This window comes from Paractinoplanes tereljensis (genome assembly GCF_016862435.1).
GTDB classification, from domain to species: Bacteria; Actinomycetota; Actinomycetes; order Mycobacteriales; family Micromonosporaceae; genus Actinoplanes; species Actinoplanes tereljensis.
In genome coordinates, this window is sequence record NZ_BOMY01000016.1 from 45,974 (window position 1) to 60,985 (window position 15,012).

At 67.7% G+C, this 15,012-nt stretch carries 14 protein-coding genes and 1 tRNA gene; 8 read left to right on the forward strand and 7 right to left on the reverse strand.

The genetic code is table 11. From position 1 onward, the window contains the following. Positions 1-603, forward strand: a complete 603-nt coding sequence (locus tag Ate02nite_RS11705) for an ATP-binding cassette domain-containing protein (RefSeq protein WP_203803761.1) — start codon at positions 1-3, stop codon at positions 601-603. Here Ate02nite_RS11705 and Ate02nite_RS11710 read toward each other — a convergent pair. Continuing rightward, positions 596-1,471: an alpha/beta fold hydrolase gene (locus Ate02nite_RS11710; RefSeq protein WP_203803763.1), complete on the reverse strand. Its 876-nt coding sequence runs from the start codon at positions 1,469-1,471 to the stop codon at positions 596-598. The genes Ate02nite_RS11705 and Ate02nite_RS11710 overlap by 8 nt on opposite strands. 98 nt (positions 1,472-1,569) lie before the next feature. Here Ate02nite_RS11710 and Ate02nite_RS11715 point away from each other — a divergent pair, with 98 nt between their 5' ends. Together Ate02nite_RS11715 and Ate02nite_RS11720 are read left to right on the forward strand one after the other, a co-directional pair. Continuing rightward, positions 1,570-2,094, forward strand: a complete 525-nt coding sequence (locus tag Ate02nite_RS11715; protein WP_203803766.1) for a hypothetical protein — start codon at positions 1,570-1,572, stop codon at positions 2,092-2,094. Continuing rightward, a complete protein-coding gene (locus tag Ate02nite_RS11720) occupies positions 2,091-2,546 on the forward strand; it encodes a hypothetical protein (protein WP_203803769.1) in 456 nt (151 codons plus the stop codon). The genes Ate02nite_RS11715 and Ate02nite_RS11720 overlap by 4 nt, the downstream gene beginning before the upstream one ends. Before the next feature lie 305 nt (positions 2,547-2,851). Here Ate02nite_RS11720 and Ate02nite_RS11725 read toward each other — a convergent pair whose 3' ends face one another. The 3 genes from Ate02nite_RS11725 to Ate02nite_RS48695 all read right to left on the reverse strand — a co-directional run bounded on the left by Ate02nite_RS11725 (position 2,852) and on the right by Ate02nite_RS48695 (position 6,148). Further along, entirely contained in the window at positions 2,852-4,315 is a 1,464-nt protein-coding gene (locus Ate02nite_RS11725) for an AAA family ATPase (protein ID WP_239147316.1), read from the reverse strand. A gap of 227 nt (positions 4,316-4,542) precedes the next feature. Continuing rightward, positions 4,543-4,914 (reverse strand): hypothetical protein, encoded by a 372-nt coding sequence (locus Ate02nite_RS11730; protein WP_203803775.1) that lies wholly within the window; start codon positions 4,912-4,914, stop codon positions 4,543-4,545. 28 nt (positions 4,915-4,942) lie between these two features. Beyond that, positions 4,943-6,148 (reverse strand): NsdA family TPR-like regulatory protein, encoded by a 1,206-nt coding sequence (locus Ate02nite_RS48695; protein WP_498370483.1) that lies wholly within the window; start codon positions 6,146-6,148, stop codon positions 4,943-4,945. A gap of 279 nt (positions 6,149-6,427) precedes the next feature. On the opposite strand from Ate02nite_RS48695, the gene Ate02nite_RS11740 reads away from it, so the two are divergent. The 4 genes from Ate02nite_RS11740 to Ate02nite_RS11755 all read left to right on the forward strand — a co-directional run bounded on the left by Ate02nite_RS11740 (position 6,428) and on the right by Ate02nite_RS11755 (position 9,349). Continuing rightward, positions 6,428-6,904 (forward strand): glycine-rich domain-containing protein, encoded by a 477-nt coding sequence (locus tag Ate02nite_RS11740; RefSeq protein WP_239147318.1) that lies wholly within the window; start codon positions 6,428-6,430, stop codon positions 6,902-6,904. 182 nt (positions 6,905-7,086) lie between these two features. Continuing rightward, positions 7,087-7,839, forward strand: a complete 753-nt coding sequence (locus Ate02nite_RS11745) for a phosphotransferase (protein WP_239147319.1) — start codon at positions 7,087-7,089, stop codon at positions 7,837-7,839. 326 nt (positions 7,840-8,165) lie between these two features. Continuing rightward, positions 8,166-8,891, forward strand: a complete 726-nt coding sequence (locus Ate02nite_RS11750) for a hypothetical protein (protein ID WP_203803791.1) — start codon at positions 8,166-8,168, stop codon at positions 8,889-8,891. A 382-nt stretch (positions 8,892-9,273) separates the two neighbouring features. Next, a tRNA-Arg gene (locus Ate02nite_RS11755) sits at positions 9,274-9,349 on the forward strand. A 3-nt stretch (positions 9,350-9,352) separates the two neighbouring features. On the opposite strand, the gene Ate02nite_RS11760 is transcribed toward Ate02nite_RS11755, so the two are convergent. Then, complete coding sequence (locus Ate02nite_RS11760) at positions 9,353-11,002, reverse strand: sensor histidine kinase (protein WP_203803800.1); 1,650 nt, start codon at positions 11,000-11,002, stop codon at positions 9,353-9,355. Between the two features lie 100 nt (positions 11,003-11,102). Then, positions 11,103-12,464: a helix-turn-helix transcriptional regulator gene (locus Ate02nite_RS11765; RefSeq protein ID WP_203803802.1), complete on the reverse strand. Its 1,362-nt coding sequence runs from the start codon at positions 12,462-12,464 to the stop codon at positions 11,103-11,105. Between the two features lie 97 nt (positions 12,465-12,561). On the opposite strand from Ate02nite_RS11765, the gene Ate02nite_RS11770 reads away from it, so the two are divergent. Beyond that, on the forward strand, positions 12,562-13,689 hold the full coding sequence (locus Ate02nite_RS11770; protein WP_203803804.1) for a 3-oxoacyl-[acyl-carrier-protein] synthase III C-terminal domain-containing protein: 1,128 nt from the start codon (positions 12,562-12,564) through the stop codon (positions 13,687-13,689). Between the two features lie 116 nt (positions 13,690-13,805). Here Ate02nite_RS11770 and Ate02nite_RS11775 read toward each other — a convergent pair whose 3' ends face one another. Further along, positions 13,806-14,999, reverse strand: a complete 1,194-nt coding sequence (locus tag Ate02nite_RS11775) for an MFS transporter (RefSeq protein WP_239147320.1) — start codon at positions 14,997-14,999, stop codon at positions 13,806-13,808. Positions 15,000-15,012: the final 13 nt, after the last annotated feature.

Consider the following 15,012-nt stretch of genomic DNA (forward strand, 5'->3'; position numbering starts at 1 on the left):
ATGGCGCTGGTAGAGGTACGAAACGTCAGCCACACCTTCGTGCTGCACGACATCACCCTGGCCCTGGAGCCGGCGACGACGGCGGTCCTGGCCGGGCGATCCGGCTCCGGCAAGACGACGCTGTGCCACCTGATCGCCGGCGTGATGGCCCCCACCAGCGGTTCGGTTCTCGTTCACGGCCGGCCCGTCTTCCCCGCTCCGGCCTGGGAGACGGTGTCGCTGCTGCCGCAGCGGCTGGCCCTGGAGCCGTCGCTGACCGTGACCGAGAACGTCATGCTGCCGGCCGCGCTGCGCGCTTCGGTCCCGCCTCTTTCCCTGCTGGACCAGCTCGGCTTGACCTCCATCGCCCACCGCCCCGCGCAGGACACTTCGCTGGGCGAACAGCAGCGCACGGCCCTGGCCCGCGCGCTGGTGCTGAACCCCGCGGTCGCCGTACTGGACGAGCCCACCGCCCACCAGGACGACGACCACGTGGCGCTGGTCCTGGCCGCCCTGCGGGCCGCGGTCGACACCGGAACGCTGGTCATCGTGGCCACCCACGACCAGCGCGTGATCGACGTAGCCGACACCGTGGTCCGGCTGCATTCCGGCCGCCTCAGCTGATTTCCAGCACCTCGCGCAGCTTGGCCGCAAACTCGGCCGGCTTGCCGGCGTAGCCGAACTCCCCGCCGAGGAACCCACCGTGGTGGCTGGGGAAGACGGTCGCCTCCTGCCCGAGCAGCTTGGCCACCCCGTGCGCGGTGCGCGCGGTATAGGCGTCCTGCGTCTCCTCACCGACCGCGATGACGATGCGGGTGGGTGCCGCCTTGAGCGCGTCCGCATCCGGCTGGTAGTCGGTGATCGGCCAGGACTTCTTCGACAAAAGCGGATCATCCCGCTTCCCGTCGTCATCGGCCGGCATCCCGAACATCGCCGGATCCGGCGCGGGTTGCGCAAAGAACGCGTCGGTGAATTCCCCCTGCCAGGAGGTCATGACGATGAAGGTGGCCATGCCCGCCCCCGCGCCCTTGGCCTGATAGGCCTCGTAGAAGCCGGCCCGAGCCCGATCGGCCGCTTCGGCATCCGGAAGCACCGAGTTGATCGGCGGCTCATGCGCCACCAGAGTGCGAACATCCTCCGGGTACTTAGCCACGAGCTCGAGCGCGGTAACGGCTCCGCCGCTGCTGGCAAAGACATCAACCGGCCCAACCCGAAGCGCCCCGATCAGCTGATGCAGGTCAGCCGCCTGATCCTGCGGGGTGTGCTCTTCTCGCCCGTCTTTACGAACGCTGCGCCCAAGCCCGCGCGGGTCGTAGGTGACCACGGTCCGATCGCCGAAGTGCTCAGCCAACGCCACAAACCCATCAGCCGTCATGGGTTGCCCAATCATGACCAACACGGGAAGCCCACCAACCGGCGGAAACGCCCCCCGAACGTCATAGACCAGGTCAACCTCCGGCGTGGCAAGCGTGCGCGTCTGAATGTCCGTCATACCCCGAGGCTACGTTCCGTACGCCCACCGAGCACGGACCTTGATTGCCATCGATACCGTCGCTTACGCAGCTGGACGCACACGAACGGCGGACGGGCATGGCGAAACCTCGCACCCCACCGCACGGCGGTTCGCCGGAGCCAACGCCGCAGTCAGGCGGAGGCGGCAGCGGCGGCGATCCCCCGAAGCGGCGAACGACAGCCAGCGACGCGGGCGACGACCCGGAGAGCGTCCGCGCGGCAGAGGCAAGGCTCGCTCGCATCCGTCCCAGCAATCCCACCAAGGACAAGAACACCGTCGTGCTGCCCGGCACGGACGTCGCCGCCGACCTGGCGGACATCTCGGCCGGCCGGGGAAACTGGAACGCCGAAACCAACCGTTACGAGGTCAACGGCCGGTCGTACGGCGTGGAATCCACCGGGACCGTCTTCCCGGTGTCGGGGCCAGGTTTCGTGAATCTCTCGCGGCCCGAATATAAGGTGCTCAAGCAGCTGATCGGCGCCGACGGCGACCTAGACGCGGCACAGGCCGCGTTACGTCGCGACCCAAGCATCAGCGCCGCGGACTGGCGTTCGGCACTTGAGGTCTTCAAGCACCACAAGAGCTATCGGGGCGGAGCATGACCTACGGAATCTATTTCGACAGCAGGGTTACCGCCGAGGCATTGCGGCAGGCGCTGCACGCCGTCTACAACGTACCGCTGGAGCTGATCTACGCCGGCCCGCAGGAGACACTCAACGAGCACCCCGGCCCGGACCCGATCGCCCTGGTCACACCCACCGGCGGACAGTTCGGCCACGAGTTCACCGCAGGCGCCCGCCTCCGAGACCTGACGAACGCAACCGAGCTGGAGCTCGCCCAGACGATCTGCCGGGTAGCCCAGACTCGTGCGCTGCTGGACGACGGCACTCCCGCCCCCGACTACTGGTTCCTGGTAACCGCAACCGGCAACCACGGCCGAGTACAAACCGACCCCGAAACCGACAACCTAACCATCCTGTACGCCCTGGAGCCCATCCCCGGCGAGCCCGACCTCCCGGTAGTGCCCCCACCAGACTGGGCCCGCACCTGGTAAGCCAGGTGAAATTCCGCGGCCCACCTCCCCGGGAAGGCCTGGCGTATGCACGAAATGTGGAGGCGTGTCCAGTAGGCCGGGGGTGTGGGCGAGTTCTCTGAGAGAGTCGACACCTGGCAGGACGCGTTACCGCGCCACCTCGACTGGTCCGGCCATGCCGAGTATGACCTGAGTCGGCCCGCACGCCTGTCCAGCATGTACAAGGTGCCGGCACCCTTCGCTCAGGCTCTCGAGACCGCCGTCGCGAAGAAACGATGCTGGGGTGTTCGATTACTTCATCGAGGGAGCTGCGGAATACGTCGAGGTCACGTGTACAGGCGGGCAAGGTCGATGAGTTGGATGCCGGGATCGGCGGCAGCCATTGCAAGTAGGTCGTCGGTGAAGCCGCCACCGCTGAACAGCAGCAGCCGGCACCGGTCCGCGCGGATGTCGTTCCGGCCGTTGAGCAGGGTGCGGATGTGGGCCAGCCGCTGCAGGTGGCCTGTTCCGACAGTCTCGTTCCACTTGGCCTCGCCGATCGCGAGAAGTTCCTCGCGGTCCTGGTCGTCGCGGCCGAAGACGGCCACGTCCACTTCGTGCTGGGTTCGGGCGGCGGGGTCGTTGACGATGCCGGCCGCGACCCTGGTCGGATAGCCGCCGAACAGGGCCGGGTCGGCCTCCCAGCGGGCCCAGCTCCGGCAGATCGTCTCGAAATGCGGACCGACGACCTTGGTCAGGAAGGTGCGCTGCAGGCGGGGCCAGACCTGCCGGGCGCGACCGGTTCGTTCGAGGTCGCCCCACGCCGGGCGCATTACGGCGTGGTAGAAGGTCAGGAGCGGCTCAGCAGTCCGGTAGACGCCCCGGTTGCTCTTGAACGCGTCCTCCTCGCGCACGACCAGTCCGGCATCCTCCAGCACCCCCAACGCATGGGCCAGGTCGGACGGTTGCCGGCCCAGGAAATTGGCGATCTCGCCACGGCGGGTACGGCCATCGGCGATCGCGGCCAGGACCGAGTGGTACAGGGCGGGATCGCGGATGTCGGGTTCCTCCGCGAGTAGGTAACGGGCCTCTCGGAACAACGGGCGCGCCGGGTTCAGCACGGCACGGACGACCCAGTCGTCGAAGTCGTCGGGCCCGGCCGGAGAGTCGTCCTGGGTGAACTCGTGCCGATAGGCAGGCGTGCCGCCTAAGATCGCGTTGACGAGCAGAGCGGTGCGTGGGTCGTCGATGTCCCAGAACTGGGCGGCTGCCCGGTAGTCCAGCGTCCGGACCACCAATTCCAGACCGGCTCGTCCCCGCAGCGGCGCGGTCCCGGACAACAACCCGCCCATGAACGACAGCGCCGAACCACACAACAGCAGCCGTACCTGCGTGTTCGAGCGCTGTCCGGCCGGATCGAGCGCACGCTGAATGATCGAGGGCAGTGCTGGGCTGGCGCGGGCCAGGAACGGAAATTCATCGATCACCACCGGCATCGGTCCGCGCCGGGCCATCGACATCGTCCTTATGATCGCTTCGTCCCAGTCGACGAAACGCAGCGGTGTCGCCTCACCGAGGTGATCGCCGAGCGCCTGCCCATACTGCCGCAGCGCATCGGCCTCGGATGACTCGGTGGCGGTGAACATGAACCCGCCACCAGCTTGGACCAATGCATCGAGCAGGAACGTCTTGCCCTGACGCCGACGACCGGAAACGACACCCAGGGTCGCACCGCCCTGCGGCAGGCGAGCGAAGCGGACCAGTTCGTTCCACTCGTCGTCCCGGTCGAAGATCTCGCTCGGCTTTTGCACGACCCTCCCCATGTAAGCGTAGTTACTATAACTATACTTACATGGGCGTCAGGCGGCAGGATCGGGCTGCCCTAGACGAGGCAGTTCGGGGCGCGACGGTGAGAGTTTGCGGAACTGGCGACCAGCGCTCCCTCGGAAGGCCCCGCACCGGGCCCTTCGTACGCGAGATGCCCGGCGAGCTGCCGCAGGAGGCGCACCCCCACGGTGCCAGTGCTCGAACGAAGTCGTCAGCCCGCTTGGGGCTCGACTCTCTCGATGGACTCGAAAATGTCGGCATCGACCTCTTGCTGCCAGGTCGGCAGGGCCTCCCACGGCGCTACGTAGGCTGGCTTGGGGTTGTCGATCCGCAGAAAGATCTGGGCGGTCCAGCTGGCTGCCACGAATTGGCTCTTCTGAACCCGAGTGAGACGGCGAGCGGCGCCTTCACTGATGCGCAGCAGCTCGGCGATGAGTTGGTAGACCGCGGCCGCGCTGTGCCGCTCCCATTCCGGGGTTTCGTCCCATGGCGCGACGTAGCCCGCTTTGGGTTCCCCGGGGTAGTGCTTGTTGACCCCGGCGATCCAAGCCTCGCGGAAGATCTTGCCGGCTTCTACGGCCACTGAAGGAGCCTTCCCATCGAGCTGCTGGTCAGTGCGAAGAAACGACCAGGTGAGCGATTTCGGTGTCCAGGTTGCGTACGTGCGGATCTTGCTTGAACCGGGCCAACTCCGGCCGCAGGTTTTGCAGTTTACGAAGCACGACACCGGACCCGGTCTGCCGGGCATGGTCGAGGGCCGCCGCCCCATAGGTGACCAGCCGCAGCACATCCGGCCGTTGTGCGCTGACCGCCGTAAGGTCGGCGAGCGCGATTCCCCGACGCCGTCCGGACTGATGCTTCTTCAAGAGCTCCAGCAGGATCGGCTCTGCCAAATCTGGCCGGCGCTGTTGGACGTAGCAGCTTGCGCGGTCCTCGGCGAGTCGCGAGCCGTCGAAGCGCAGCCATCCACCGTTACCCGGCCGGGGGAACACACGAACACGGTCAGCCTGCTCGAGTGATCGTTCGCACGCGGCGTGATCACCTACGCCGGCCAAGGCCTGGGCCAGGACGGCGGAAACCCAATTGCGGGTCGCAAGCTCCGAATCGCCATTGCGAGCCAGATCGGCGCTCAAGGCAAGCAGCGGAACGGCGTCTCCAAAACGCTGCTCGTACACGCTGATGTAGGCGTGTCTGGTCAAGGCGCAAGCCCAAAGATCTATGGCGCCGGCCTCACGGGCAGCGGTCGCGGCGAGCGTGTAGCAGTAGCCGGCGTCGGCGTAGCGGTTGGCGTCGAAGAGGACCTCTCCTGCGAGTTGGAAAACGTCCGCGTGCAGCGCACAGACCCGTTTCCGTACGGCCGTCGACTGCGGTCTGCGTAGCGCGTCCGTCAGCCGACGAGCCTGAACCCAGACTGCCGGACCCACTTCAGCCTTGTTCTGCGCCATCACGAACGCCGCCCACAAGCCGGCATTGAGCGCGGCGAAATCGGCAAGGTCGGCCCGCCCAAGACGTCCGGGAGCCGAAGCCTTCAGCCTTTCGAGGTCAGGCTCAGCCGACCCGCCGAGACCGATCACGGCGGTGGCGGAGGTGACCAGGCGTAGCAGTTCTCGTCGCTTCATCTCACTCGATCCTGGGTCCCGGCCCCGAGAACTTCCATTCTGATCATGGCCCGAGTCAAGTGAGCCCGATTCGCGGACGGCGAAGCTGATCGAGACCTCGGTGTCGAGGGCCGCCGCTATGGCGTGCAGGGTGGCGAATCGCGCGGTCCGGCGCTGCCCTTGCTCCAGTCGCCGGATGACGTCGACGGATACCCGCACGTTCGGCCAGCTGCTCCTGCGTCAGCCCGCTGGCGTGTCGCAGGGCGGCGAGCTGCCGACCGATCACCGGCGCCTCCGTTCGCTGGATAACCCCCCGACCGTATCGCCCCGGTGGCAGCGCCAGAAACCACCGAAGGGCCGTGTATGCCGCCCCGGCCTACCCCGGCAGGCCGTGACGTCCCGTCCTCGCTATGCCATCCGGTCCCTTCATTGATGCCGATGAACGCGAGTTCATAGAGGTAGGGAAGCAGCACCCGTCGCAGCACTACAGGAGGAATCATGACCGCGCCGACCACGACCCGCACCCTCAACGAGCACCGGAACCATCTGCCGGCGACGCTGGCCGACCGGCTCGTCGCCCGGATCGCCACGGAGCACCCCGAGCTGTCCGACGATATGCCCGCACGCATCCTGGATCAGACGCTCGCGTTCCTCAAAACCTGCGCGACGGCGACCGAGCCCATCGGGCCGAGCGAGCTCGTCGACATCGGCTGGCACACCTTCATCCTCTACACGCACGAGTACGCCGAGTTCTGCGACCGGATCGCCGGCCGGTTCATCCACCACGTCCCCGACGACGGTCCGAACGGCGACGAGTGGCCAACCGTGCCGAAGGTGAACGCGGCGACACTGTCGGCCACGGTCGCCGCGATGGGCCAGGCGGGGCATCACGTTGACGTCCCGCTCTGGTCCCTGACCAGGGCAACCGACTGCACGCAGTGCCACGCCGGTTGCACCGACAGCCCGACGAGATAGCGATTGGTTCGCGGCTGGGGACGTAATCTGTCCCCAGCCGCGAACGTCAGGAGTCCGCAACCTTGCCCCGCTGCCAATGGCACGAACTGCCGCCTGCTGTCCGAGCCGAGGTTCAGAGTCGCACCGGCCCGATTCTGCGGGCGACGTCGGTCGAAGCCGGGTCGATCTCCGACTTCGCCGCAGTGGTGGAGACCCACGACGGCCGCTTCTTTTGCAAGGGTGCGATGGCTGACAACCCGATGGGCTGGATGCATCGCAACGAAGCCCGGATCAATCCGTACCTGCCGGCTCAGATGCCGCGGTTGCTTTGGCAGATCGAGGCCGATGGCTGGCTGTTGCTGGGTTTCGAGTACGTCGAGGGCAGGCATCCCGATCTGAGTCCGGACTCGCCAGATCTGGCCGCGGTGGCCGCCACCCTCAATGCGATGGCTGCGGCGCTTACGCCGTGCCCGGTGCCGAAAGTGCAGGCCGCCACCGTCCGGTGGGCAAACCGTGTCGCACCCGAGGTGGTCGACGGTCAAACGCTGGTGCATACCGACGTCACGCCGCACAACTTTCTGATTCACGGAGGCGGTGTGGCGGTCGTGGACTGGTCGATGCCGTGCCGGGGAGCGGCCTGGATAGACACCGCCCTCATGGTGGTCCGGTTGATCCGGGCTGGGCATTCCCCGGAACAGGCGGAGGCTTGGGCCGGCCAGATCTCAGTGTGGTCGTCCGCCCGGCCCGGGGCGTTCGACGCCTTCGCCGCCGGTGTCGCCGCGCTCAGCCGTGACCGGCAACAGCAACGACCATCCGCCACCCACCTCGGCCCTCTCGCCGACGCCGCGGGGAACTGGAGCCACTACCGCAGCGGCGAAAAGCCGGGCGCGCCGCCGCAGAAATCGCACCTTCCGGAACCGGTGTTCGAACAGTCACGTGAACGCTTCCGAAGATGACGCCATATGACAACGTCGCGCCCGTTCTCTGACCTGATGCAACTTGCGATTCATTCACGACTACCAGAGCCTGCCAACGTTGTGCGGCCCGTCTACGCGTCGTAACGTGGCCCTGTCGGGACAGCGATCCGTTTGCATCCCGTACAAATAACTCGCCGCATTGTTGTCGGAGCCCACTTACGGCCAGCAGCGCCCAAGGGCTGAATCTCGCGCGCGGCACCTCAAACTCTCGCCTGGCCCGCCAGCCTTGATGGATCGCTCGTCTCGCGTTCCCTGTGACACCGCGCCCGAAGCGGGCGTCACCTCACCGCGCGAGAGGACCACCCATGTCGGAGATGGATCGCAACCCGCCTGTCCGGCCCCTGCGGCATGGCGAGGTCTGGACCTGGACCGACTGCGAGCAGCTCCCGCAAGCCGTGTTCGACGGCCTGTCGGTGCAGCAGATCGCCGCCGAGTTGATGCGCACGCCAGGCGCCGTAGGGGCACAGCTTCCTCGATTGGTGCCGGACGACGCGAAGATTCAGCGCACGACTCAAGCCCTCATGGACTGGCTTCGACGTCGTTTGACGGAGAATCCCGAGTACGACTGGCAGGCCATCCTCAACTCGCACTCGGACGGCCTATACCGGCTCTGGAGCGGAACTGAGAACGACATCCTCAGTGACGGCTGGGACCACCGGACCGCCCTGCCGGAAATCGTCGCCAAGATTCAGATCTCCGAGCCGGCGATCGCCCACCACTTGATCGGGCTCGGCTTGGCCGCAGACATCGGCGAGATAGTCGATCGACTCGGCGCCACGTCCGGTGGCAGCGTCGATGCACGCGCCCGCCAATTGCGGGCCGAACTGGCGGAGGCCATCTACGTCCTCGTCGTCGTACGAGCGGGAAGGCCGATCACCAGCCTTCACCACAGCCACGAAGAGGCGGAGAGGGCTTTCCGTCAGATTGTCGAGGGCGCCGGCACCACTGAATCGCGTCCATGGGTGCTTCGGCGCAAACTCGACGGCCGCGATGCCGGGCAGAGCTGGACGCCCTCGGCTTCCGAAGACTGACCCCCACCGAAGCCACGCGCCGGGCACCTCGTGCGCAAGGTGCCCGGCGACGCTGCCGCAGGAGGCGCACCCCGCGGTACCGGTGCACGAACGATCGCGTGACCCCGGCTGAACATCAAGTCGACCGCCGAAAGTGTTTTCCCAGCTCAAGAGACGTCGCGAGTGCTCCGGACGTGCTCGGCGAGTGGATAGCACTACATATCAGCGCTGGGCACCCGCGGTCACTGCAGGGCACGCCGATCGCATGTGCGCGGAATTTGCTCCGCGTGTCCTCCGACCAGTGACGGAACCGCCGCTGGTGGAGCAGATGGCCTCGGTTGGCACCCGACGGGACGCCCGGGCACTCGCGAGTATCGCCTGCTAGGTACGATATGGGCCGTAGGCCCTCGTAGCTCAGGGGATAGAGCATCGGTTTCCTAAACCGTGTGTCGCAGGTTCGATTCCTGCCGGGGGCACCACAGTCAAGGCGGGGCTGGTAAGCGCACCGTTACCACCGTGCCCGTGGGGGCGTTGCCGGTCAGGTGGATGTGGCCCTCGTGCAAGTCGATGATCGCTCGGGCTCGGCTCAAGCCCAGGCCACTCCCCACCGTGCCGTGATGCCGCACGTTGCTGCCTCGGAAGAAGCGGTCGAAGACTCGGGCCCGTTCGTCGGTTGGGGTGCCGATGCCGCTGTCGGCCACCTGGAACTGGATCGCCGCCTCGTCGCTCGTTGCGGTGACCTGCACTGTGCCGCCCAGCGGGGTGTAAAGGACCGCGTTGGCGAGGATGTCGTCTACCACCTGGCGTAACCGGTCGGGGTCGGCTGTGAGCCAGATCGTGGACGGCAGGTCGGTGTGCAGGCGGATGCCGTTTTCCGCTATGCGGGGGCGGACGGCGTTCACCGCCTCGGTGATCAGGGTGCACAGGTTGACCTTTTTGGGGTGCACCGGCAGGTGGCCGGCTTCCAGGCCGGCCAGGTCCAGCAGGGTGTTCACGGTGTGTTGCAGGCTTCCCGCGTTGCGGGCGATGGATTCGACCATCACCTGCTGGTCGGCGGTCAGGGCGGTCGCCTCGTCGTGCAGCATGCCGGCGTGCGCGGTGATCGACGCCAAGGGTGTGCGTAGCTCGTGGCCTACCAGGGCGATGAAGTCGTCCTGGGTGCGGCCGAGCTCGTGGCCCAGACGCTCGGCGCGGCGCAACGCTATCCAGAGGCCGATCTGGGCAGCTACCCCGTCGAGGAGGACGGTCAGTAGTTCCTGGTGGCGTTCCGGGGAGTGGGCGTAGCAGGTCAGCACACCCAGGAGCGTGTCGCCGTCGCAGACCGGAACCGACATCATGGTGCGGATGCCGTGTTCGGCGGCGACCCGGACGCGGTTTTGTTCGAACGGGGTCAACAGGTCGGTGTAGACGGTGATGTCGTTGACCCAGATCGGGCGGCCGGTCTGCCACACCCGGCCGGTGATTCCGGCGCCCTTGACGGGAGCGTGTCCGAAGAAGTCCGCCGATTCGCCGGTCCAGTCGCACCAGTGGCCGACGGCGCCCAGGGATCCGGTTTTCTCGTCGACCAGGAAGAGTTCCGCGGCCGGCCACCCGAGTGCGACGGCGAGGGCTTCCAGCAGCCGTGGGGCTGCCTCGCTTCCGGTTCGGGCGGCTCGCAGGCTCCGCTCGACCGCGTGGTGGCAGGTGCGGAAGCGGCTGGCCAGGCGCAGCGCGGAGCCGTCGTCGACGCCGGCCGAGGCCGGGTGAACTCCGCCGAACCTGGCCACGGCGAGCAGGGAGGCCACGTCCTCGGGTGCCCACCGGTGCGGACGCTGGTCCATCGCCAGCAGGGCACCGATCACCCGGCTGTCGTTGTCGTGCACCGGAACGCCGAGAACCGCCCGCAAGGCCAGCTGAGTGCCGAAGCCCGGCCACGAGTCGTCGTCGCTGCACACCACGCGCGCTCCGGAAATCACCTGCTTACCGAGCGGATCGTCGGACGGCAGCCGGTCGCCGTTGACGAATCCGAAACGGCCGAAGATTTCCACGGCTTCGTCGTGCACCATCAGGAGCACCGCCATCGGCGCTCGCACGACACGCGCCGCCAACTGGGCCAGCGCGTCACCAGGCACCAGGTCGTGCACCGCCACCATCAAGGCCCCGATCTGCCGAAACGAGACCGGACCAGCCCCCGACATCCCCCTTTATAGGCCAGCCGGAGGCGGGGCACTTGCTGAAAGGCAAATAGAACTACTAGAGGGTGTCCCGGCGGCGGGCCAGCTCGGTGCGATTGCGGACGTCGAGCTTGCGGAAGATGTTGCCGAGGTGGAATTCGACGGTTTTCACCGAGACGAACAGGCGCTCGGCCGCCTCCTTGTTGCTGAGGCCGTCGGCCACCGCGACGGCCACCCGGATCTCGGCGCCGGTCAGGGCGGCCTCGCCGGGTTTCGAGGCGAGCGGGGGTGGCGGCGTGTAGGACGGGCGGCCGCCGGTGACCGCGAGCAGATCGACCTCGGCCAGGGCCAGCATGCCGCCGGCGCCGATCGCGGCGTACCCGGCGCAGGCGGCTTCCAGCAGTCGCACCGCGGGTGCCCGCCGACCCTGGCGGCCGTGATGCGCGCCCAGCAGCCAGGCCATCCGGGAGCGGGGCAGCCGCTCGGCCGGCTGGGTCAACTCCGGCAGCACCGACTCGAACTCGTGCATCCGCTGTTCGTCGTCGGGTGACTCGATCCACGCGCGCCAGGCCGCCATCGCCGGTCCGCCCGGCAGGTAGACGGGTGCGGGCGGAACGCCGTCGAGCAGGCCGGTCGCCACCGACGAAGACCCATGCAGGGCGTGGTGGGTCGCCAGTTCCCAGCGGTATTCGAAGGTCAGGCCGGAATCGACGCCCATGCCGCTGGCGACCATCAGTTCGAGCATCGCCACCCACGCCTCGGTGTCGCCCTGGGCGAAGTGCAGCGCCGCCGAGCCCTCGACGATGTGGCCGGCTACCCACTCGGAGCCGTTCCGGGCGGCCAGCGCGCGGGCCTCGGCCAGGTGCGCGGCCGCGGCGGCGAGGTCGCCGCGGAGCGCCTCGCACTTGATCAGCCAGGAGGTGACCTCGGCCTGCACGTCCGGACGGCCGGCCTGCACGGCCAGGTCGCGGGCTTCCAGCATCTCGGCCTGACCGCGCACCAGGTTGCCGGCCCAGGCGTCGCCGAGACCGATCATCGCGAGCAGGCGGGCCCGGGCGGCCGGGTCGAAACTCAGGCGATCGACGTAGCCGGCGTACTTCCGTCGGGCCTCGTGCGGGCGGATCAGCGTCAGCGTCACGAAGATCGCGCACTCGAGGTAGAGCGGGTCCTCGTGCAGGCCCAGGGTGTCGAAGAGGTCCAGCGCGTGTTCCAGGTGCGCCTGAGCCGACGGAGAGCCCGCACGGGAGAGGGCAACCCCGGAAACCACCGACACCAGGAACGGCTCCTGGTCGACAAAACGGGACATTTCAACAACCAGCGGCTGCAGGTCCGTAGCCCCGGAATTGCGGGTCAGAACCAGGAAGGCCTGGAACAACAGGCGCGGGTCGGACGACTGAAGCGCGGACGAGACCAACGCCTCAGCTTCAAGATCGCTGGACACGTACGAACTCTAGGTACTAGGGATTTCCCCGGTGTATCGACCAAGCGGTGATCAACAAACTTTGAGCTGTCAAACATGTCGACCGAAAGCCGGAGCGATGACTGTCGACAGTGCACTGCCTTTGCCGTACGCGATCACCGGGCTGGCCACCCTCATCGGACGAGTACTGACGATCAACGAATGGGCGGAGGCCGCCAAGATCCCGGCGCGCACCGGGGGACTCATGAGCGGCGAACTGGTCGAGCGAGTGCTCGGTATCCAGGGCAAAAGCTGGGATCCGTGGACCTTCGCCGACCTGGGACGGATCGCCGAGGTCGGGCGGGAGGCCTTACTCTCGGCCGACCTGGAACCGCGGGACATCGACGCGATGATCTTGGTGACCTGCTCGCCGTACGAAATCATGCTGGACCAGGACGCCTTCCGGATGGCCCGGGAATTGCAGCTGCCGGACGACGTCGTGCCGATCCAGATCGGCGCGGGTTGCGCGGGTCTTGCCCGCGCGGCCGCGCTTGCTGCCCGAATGAACTCACGGAACGCGCTGATCGTCACCTACAACGCGCCGTCCCGGATCACCGGCGATCTGGAGGGCGGCGTCAACCCGATCTACCTGCGCAACTACGCGCATCCGCTGGGCAAGAGCCTGTGGGCGTCGGCCGGAATCTTCTCGGACGGCGCGGCGGCCCTGGTGCTGAGCCGCAACGACGACGATCGGGGGTTGGTGCTCTACTCCCGGGACTCGCAGTCGTTCGGCGACGAGCCCGGTTTTACGGATCCGCTGATCCACCACTTCGGCGGCGGTTCCCGGCATCCTTACGGCACGCCGAAGGCCGCGGAATTGGCCTGCTATGGCATGAATGGTCCGGCGGTGAAGCGCTACTACACGCAGGGCATGATGCTGAACCACGCCGCGCTCAACCACGCCCTGCCGGGCTACGTGGATCGCGTGAAACGGATCTACACGCATCAGGCCAGCCCCGCGCTGGTGGAGTCGTTCGCCCGGCTCGCCGAACTGCCGGCCGACAAGGCCCCGACCAACGCCCGCCGTTTCGGCAACCTGGTCAGTGCCAGCACGGCCAAGATGCTGCACGACGACCTCTACGCGGGCGACGTAGCCAACGGCGACCTGATCTGCGTCTCGGTGGTCGGCTCGGGCCCGGAACGCGGCGCCTACGTGCTCCCGCTGAACACCGCCAAGATCGTCCAACCGGCCACCGGAGAAGCCTGACCGAGGGGCGCCGTCGAGGGGGCGGCGAAGGTGTTGCATCGGCACGGCCTGGGGGGACGCGCCGGTGCAACACCACACCAAACCCATATAAATACGAGGCAGCGATCAGTCCCCGCCTACCTGCGCAAGGAGGGCGGCCCTTCAGGCCGCAGCGCGACTTTCGCGTGAAGCGATGGCCCAAAGGCCCAGACCGCCAGGCCGGCCAGGGACACGCCGGCGGCCAGCACGCAGGCGCCGGTCCAGCCGTAGCGGTGATGCAGCAGGCCGGTGGCCGCCGAGGACAGGGCGCCGCAGGTGAAGACCGTGGTCATGAAGACCGTGTTGATGCGGGCTCGGGCGTCCGCCCGCAACGCGTAGATCTCGTGCTGGCTCATCACCTGGTGGGCCTGCACCGCGAAGTCGAGCAGGAAGCCGGCCACCGCCAGCACCACGATCGAGCCGTGCCCGACGGCGGCCAGCCCGGCCATCAGGGCGGCGAGCAGCAGGGCGCCGCCGCTGGCCGGTACGCCGTACCCCCGGTCGGCCAACTTTCCGGCCAACGGCGCGGCGGTCGCTCCGCCCGCCCCGACCAGCGCGAAGATCGCGATCTGGGCCTGGCCGAAGCCGTGTTCGCCGATCAGCTCGTAGGCGATGGCGGTCCAGAAGGCGCTGAACGCGCCGAACAGCAGACCCTGGCAGAGCGCCCGCCGGCGCAGCGTCGGCTCGGTGCGGACCAGATCCCACACGGTACGCAGCAGTGAGCCGTACCCGGCGGTGTGTGACGGCTGCCGAACCGGGATCATCCGCCGCAGAACGACCGCCAACCCGACCATCAAGGCGGCCGAGATGAAGTAGATCGCCCGCCAGCCGAACAGGTCGGCCACGAAGCTGGACACCGTGCGGGCCAGCAGGATCCCGAGCAGCAGGCCGCCCATCACTTTGCCGACCAGGGCGCCGCGCTGATCTTCCGGGGCCAGATGCGCCGCCAGCGGAACGAGGATCTGGGCGACCACCGAGGTCACCCCGACCAGGACCGAAACGACCAGGAACAGCGAGTACGCCGGCGAGACCGCGGCCAGGAGCAGGGCGGTCGCCGTCCCGGCCAGCAGGCGGGTGGTGAGCTTGCGGTTCTCGGCCAGGTCACCGAGCGGCAGCAGGAAGAGCAGGCCCAGCGCGTACCCGATCTGGGTGAGGGTGACCACGATCGTCGCCGCGCCCTGGCTCACGCCGAAGGCGTCGGCGATCAGGTCGAGCAGGGGCTGCGAGTAGTACAGGTTGGCCACGGTCAAGCCGCAGGCCAGGGCCAGCACTACAACAAGGGAACGGCGCACTCACGCCAGTCAA

Coding starts and splice junctions, on each gene's coding strand:
- Ate02nite_RS11760 (WP_203803800.1), bottom strand. CDS start 11,002: ATGGTGGCGGTGCACGACCTGGTGCCTGGTGACGCGCTGGCCCAGTTG.
- Ate02nite_RS11750 (WP_203803791.1), top strand. CDS start 8,166: ATGTCGGAGATGGATCGCAACCCGCCTGTCCGGCCCCTGCGGCATGGC.
- Ate02nite_RS11720 (WP_203803769.1), top strand. CDS start 2,091: ATGACCTACGGAATCTATTTCGACAGCAGGGTTACCGCCGAGGCATTG.
- Ate02nite_RS11715 (WP_203803766.1), top strand. CDS start 1,570: ATGGCGAAACCTCGCACCCCACCGCACGGCGGTTCGCCGGAGCCAACG.
- Ate02nite_RS11770 (WP_203803804.1), top strand. CDS start 12,562: ATGACTGTCGACAGTGCACTGCCTTTGCCGTACGCGATCACCGGGCTG.
- Ate02nite_RS11705 (WP_203803761.1), top strand. CDS start 1: ATGGCGCTGGTAGAGGTACGAAACGTCAGCCACACCTTCGTGCTGCAC.
- Ate02nite_RS11740 (WP_239147318.1), top strand. CDS start 6,428: ATGACCGCGCCGACCACGACCCGCACCCTCAACGAGCACCGGAACCAT.
- Ate02nite_RS11710 (WP_203803763.1), bottom strand. CDS start 1,471: ATGACGGACATTCAGACGCGCACGCTTGCCACGCCGGAGGTTGACCTG.